Raw genomic sequence first — 5,041 nt, forward strand, 5'->3', positions numbered from 1 at the left:
ACGATCGGCGGCGCGGGCGCCTGGGTGGCGCGCGGGGGCCTGCTCACCGGGGCCTCGATCTCGGGCGCGGTGGTGACGGGCGGCTGTGCCTGCGTGGTGGTGACGGGGGCGGGGGCGACCGAGGCCGGGGTGGGGTCGGCGTTCTGGACCCCGATGGGCACGGTGACGACCTGCCGTGGCCACAGGAACGCCGCGGCGACGATCGCCACGGCCGCCAGCGCACCGCCGACGCTCACGAGCAGCGCGGGGCTGAGCGTGCGGCCCGCCGAGCGGGCTGGGACGTGGTCGTACTCGACGAGGGGCCGGTCGGCGAACGCCGGACGCGGCGGGGGCATCGGCGCCGCCATCCTCGGCGGGAGGCTTCCGGTGGCGGAGATGCGCTGGGTGGGTGGGGTGTGGTCGACATCGCCCGCGACCGCGTGCGCGGCGAACGTTCCGGTGCCCGCGATCGCCGGCCGCGGGGCGCCGCCGGCGGGCCCCGCCTGCGGGTACGCGACCTGTCCGATCGGCGGGGTGGGAGCCGCACCGATCGGCTGCGACGAGGCGACGCCGGCGCGGGGGGCGGCCACGAACGCCCCGGTGCCTGACGGCGACGGCGGGATGAGCGACTGCGCGGCGCCCATCGCGATGGCGTTCTTCGGGTCGGCGTCCACGGCGACCGGACGGCCCAGCTGCTCGGAGACGAGCTGGGCGACGAGCGGGATGCGGGACGACCCGCCGACGAGCAGGACGGCCGTCAGCTGCTCCGGGGTCAGGCCCGCGGAGGCGACGGCGCGGCGCAGGGCGCCGACGGTCTCCTCGACGTGCGGTCGGATCATGGCCTCGAACTCGCTGCGGTGCAGCCGCACGGACCCCTGTCCGGCGGGGGTGAGCACCGGGATGGACACCTCGGTGTCCGCCGACAGTGCCTCCTTGGCCTCGGTGCACTCGCGGCGGACGGCGGCGACGGCGGCGAGCGTGGCGGGGTCGGTGTCGTCCAGCCCGTCGAAGGCCTCGGGGAGACCCTCGCGGACGTGCTCGAACACGATCTCGTCGAGATCGACGCCGCCCAGGCGCTCGACGCCCTCGGGCCGTCCCATCAGGCCGAAGCCGCCGGCCTCCTTGTGGACGACCGCCGCGTCGAACGTGCCGCCGCCGAAGTCGTAGACGGCGATGGTGGAGCCGGGCTCGACGCGCTCGCCCGCCGCGTACTGCATGGCTGCGGCCTGCGGCTCGGCGAGGAACGTGACGGGCAGGCCGTGGTGGGTCAGCGCGGCGCCGAGCAGGTCCTTCTTGTGCGTGCCCCACGACGCCGGGTGCGTGACGGCGATGCGGGACGCCCCGCCGGCCTCGCGCTGCGCGACCCGGTCGGCGACCCAGCGCACCAGCAGGGCGGAGAGCTCCTCGGGCGCCCACGGGCGACCGCCGACGACGATCGGGGTGGGGTCGCCGATGCGGCGCTTGAACTCGCGGACGACGTGGCCGGGGTCGGTGCTCGCGCGGCGTTCGGCCGCGTCGCCGACCACCACCGCGCCGTCGCTGCCGAGGAACAGCACCGAGGGGACGGCGCTGGAGCGGTCGCCGAGGTTGAAGACCTCGATCTCTCCCGGCCGGCCACCGGCGCGGCTGATGGCGGCGGCGGTGCGGGTGGTGCCCACATCGATGCCGAGCAGATAAGTCACTGCACTCCCTTGCCGCGCCGCACCGGCACGTCGCCGGAGCGGGGGACCGACCTGCCCGCGAGACCGCTCGCCGTCACCCGTACCTCCGTCCGCGACGCATCCCGCTCCATGACACTCAGTAGTCCATCGAGCCGGTGGAAGGTCACGTTAGCGTGACGGCGGGCGGCCGATCGTGCGGGTACCGGCATCGTCGGGTGATGCGTCACGCGATCAGAGGCGGTGCTGCAGGGCCTCCGCCGCGGCCAGCAGGTCGGCGGCCCAGCGCACGCCGGGACGACGTCCGATGCGTTCCACCGGCCCGGAGACGGAGACGGCGGCCACGACCTGCCCGGCTCCGTCGCGGACGGGGGCGGACACGCTGGCCACGCCCGTCTCGCGCTCAGCCACGCTCTGTGCCCACCCGCGCCGCCGGACGTCGAGCAGCACCCGTTCACCGAACGTGGCCTCGGAGAGGATCGCGCGCTGGACGGCGGGCTCCGCCCAGGCGGCCAGCACCTTGGCCCCGGATCCCGCGGTCATCGGCAGCCGGGAGCCGACGGGCACCGTGTCGCGCAGGCCGCTGCTGGGCTCCGCGGTGGCCACGCAGAGGCGCTGAACACCCTCGCGGCGGTAGAGCTGGATGCTCTCCCCGGTGATGTCGCGCAACCGCGGGAGGACGGAGGCGGCGGCCTCCAGCAACGGGTCGACGCCGCCCGCGGCGAGCTCGGCGAGCGTGGGGCCGGGCCGCCACCGGCCGTCGCAGCCGCGGTACAGCAGGCCGTGCACCTCGAGGCCGACGGCGAGCCGGTGCGCGGTGGCGCGGGGGAGCCCGGTGCGCTCGCAGAGCTCGGCCAGGCCACAGGGCTCGGCGGCCGCCGCTCGCAGAACCCCCACGGCCTTGTCCAGGACGCCGATGCCGCTATGCTGTCTCACAAGTCGATACTAACTTCCCACCATATGAAACGTCCACCCACGGAACACAGGAGGCGGTAGGCGTGGGACACACGCTGGCCGAGAAGGTCTGGGCGCAGCACCTCGTCCGCAAGGGCGAGGGCGACGAGCCCGACCTGCTCTACATCGACCTGCACCTGGTGCACGAGGTCACGAGCCCCCAGGCGTTCGACGGGCTGCGGCTCGCCGGGCGACCGGTGCGCAGGCCCGATCTCACCGTCGCCACCGAGGACCACAACGTACCGACGCTCGACGTGCTCGCGCCGATCGCCGACGAGGTCTCCCGCACCCAGGTGGAGACACTGCGCCGCAACTGCGAGGAGTTCGGCGTCACGCTCTACCCGATGAACCACGCCGAGCAGGGCATCGTGCACGTGATCGGCCCGCAGCTGGGGCTCACCCAGCCCGGGCTGACCGTCGTCTGCGGAGACAGCCACACCTCCACGCACGGCGCGTTCGGGGCGATGGCGTTCGGCATCGGCACGTCCGAGGTGGAGCACGTGCTGGCCACCCAGACGCTGCCGCTGAAGCCGTTCAGGACGATGGCGGTCAACGTCAACAGCGCCGACGGGAAGCTCCGGCCCGGCGTCACGAGCAAGGACGTCGTGCTCGCGATGATCGCGCAGATCAGCACCGGCGGTGGCCAGGGCTACGTGCTCGAGTACCGCGGCAACGTTATCGAGAACCTCTCGATGGAAGCGCGCATGACGATCTGCAACATGTCGATCGAGGCCGGCGCCCGCGCGGGCATGATCGCCCCCGACGACACCACGTTCGCCTACCTCGAGGGCCGCGACCACGCCCCGAAGGGCGCGGAGTGGGACGAGGCCGTCGCTGCCTGGCGCGAGCTGCGCACCGACGACGATGCGGTGTTCGACGCCGAGGTCACCATCGACGCCGACGCGCTCACGCCGTTCGTCACCTGGGGCACCAACCCCGGCCAGGGTCTGCCCCTGAGCGAGAACGTGCCGGACCCGTCGCAGATCGTCGACGAGAACGAGCGCGTCTCCGCAGAGAGGGCGCTCACCTACATGGGCCTCGAGGGCGGCACGCCGCTGCGCGAGGTGCACGTCGACACGGTGTTCGTCGGCTCCTGCACCAACGGCCGCATCGAGGACCTGCGCGCCGCCGCGGAGGTCATCGACGGCCGCAAGGTCGCCGACGGCGTCCGCATGCTCGTGGTGCCCGGCTCGATGCGCGTGCGGTTCCAGGCCGAGGACGAGGGCCTGGACAAGGTGTTCACCGCGGCCGGCGCCGAGTGGCGCTCCGCGGGCTGCTCGATGTGCCTGGGCATGAACCCCGACCAGCTCGCCCCCGGTGAGCGCAGCGCGTCGACGTCGAACCGCAACTTCGAGGGCCGCCAGGGCAAGGGCGGCCGCACCCACCTGGTCTCGCCGCTGGTCGCTGCCGCGACCGCCGTCCGCGGGACGCTGAGCAGCCCGGAGGACCTGGACTGATGGAAGCGTTCACCACCCACACCGGCATCGGCGTGCCGCTGCGCCGCGCCAACGTCGACACCGACCAGATCATCCCGGCCGTGTACCTCAAGCGCGTCACGCGCACGGGGTTCGAGGACGGACTGTTCTCGGCCTGGCGCCAGGACGAGAGCTTCATCCTCAACCAGGAGCCGTTCTCGCGCGGCTCGGTGCTGGTCGCCGGGCAGGACTTCGGCACCGGTTCCTCGCGCGAGCACGCCGTCTGGGCGCTGATGGACTACGGCTTCCGGGTCGTCATCGCCTCCCGCTTCGCCGACATCTTCCGCGGCAACTCCTCGAAGGGCGGCCTCGTCGCGGCGCAGGTCGCACAGCCCGACGTCGAGCTGCTGTGGAAGCTGCTGGAGAACGAGCCGGGCACCGAGGTCACGGTCGACCTGCAGGAGAAGACGGTGCAGGCCAAGGACCTCACGCTCCGCTTCGACATCGACGACTACGCCCGCTGGCGGCTGCTCAACGGGCTCGACGACATCGGCCTCACGCTGCGATACGCCGACGACATCACCGCGTTCGAGGCGAATCGGCCGTCACGGCTGCCCACCACCGCACCCGCCTGAGCAACGCCGGATCCGTTGCACGCCAACGGATCCCGCGATTTGTCCGGGGTGATTCCGTTGCGCCGCAACGGAATCACCCTGCGAGCCTGCTGGCGCAACCGCCTGACCAGCCTCTACGGTCTCGCTCATGAACAAGACTGAGCTCGTGGACGCGCTCGCGGCGCGGATGGGCGACCGGCGCACCGCGGCCACCGCGGTCGACGGGCTGCTCGCGACCATCGTCGACACCGTCAAGGGCGGCAACTCCGTCTCGATCACCGGGTTCGGCGTGTTCGAGGCCCGCGCCCGCGCCGCGCGCGTGGCCCGCAACCCGCGCACCGGTGAGACCGTGGACGTCCCCGCCACCACCGTGCCGGCCTTCCGCCCGGGCGCGGGCTTCCGCGCCGCGGTCGGCGGCGGC

Annotated in this window: 5 protein-coding genes; 3 read left to right on the forward strand and 2 right to left on the reverse strand. The window is 73.4% G+C overall.

Annotated features, from left to right (window positions below; genetic code table 11):
• The coding region (locus JWR81_RS30620) for an Hsp70 family protein (RefSeq protein WP_297660893.1) at positions 1-1,661 on the reverse strand (1,661 nt) is incomplete at its 3' end.
• Positions 1,662-1,871: 210 nt separating this feature from the next.
• On the reverse strand, positions 1,872-2,573 hold the full coding sequence (locus JWR81_RS30625; protein ID WP_297660895.1) for an IclR family transcriptional regulator: 702 nt from the start codon (positions 2,571-2,573) through the stop codon (positions 1,872-1,874).
• Between the two features lie 62 nt (positions 2,574-2,635).
• Between JWR81_RS30625 and leuC the strand changes: the two genes are divergently transcribed.
• The 3 genes from leuC to JWR81_RS30640 all read left to right on the forward strand — a co-directional run.
• The gene (leuC, locus tag JWR81_RS30630; RefSeq protein ID WP_297660897.1) at positions 2,636-4,048 is read left to right on the forward strand and encodes a 3-isopropylmalate dehydratase large subunit; all 1,413 of its coding nucleotides are present in this window, start codon (positions 2,636-2,638) and stop codon (positions 4,046-4,048) included.
• On the forward strand, positions 4,048-4,641 hold the full coding sequence (gene leuD / locus JWR81_RS30635) for a 3-isopropylmalate dehydratase small subunit (protein ID WP_297660899.1): 594 nt from the start codon (positions 4,048-4,050) through the stop codon (positions 4,639-4,641). The genes leuC and leuD overlap by 1 nt, the downstream gene beginning before the upstream one ends.
• A gap of 127 nt (positions 4,642-4,768) precedes the next feature.
• Positions 4,769-5,041: HU family DNA-binding protein (locus JWR81_RS30640; RefSeq protein WP_297660901.1), on the forward strand; the 273-nt coding region annotated here is incomplete at its 3' end.

The organism is Pseudonocardia sp., assembly GCF_025965585.1.
GTDB lineage: Bacteria > Actinomycetota > Actinomycetes > Mycobacteriales > Pseudonocardiaceae > Pseudonocardia.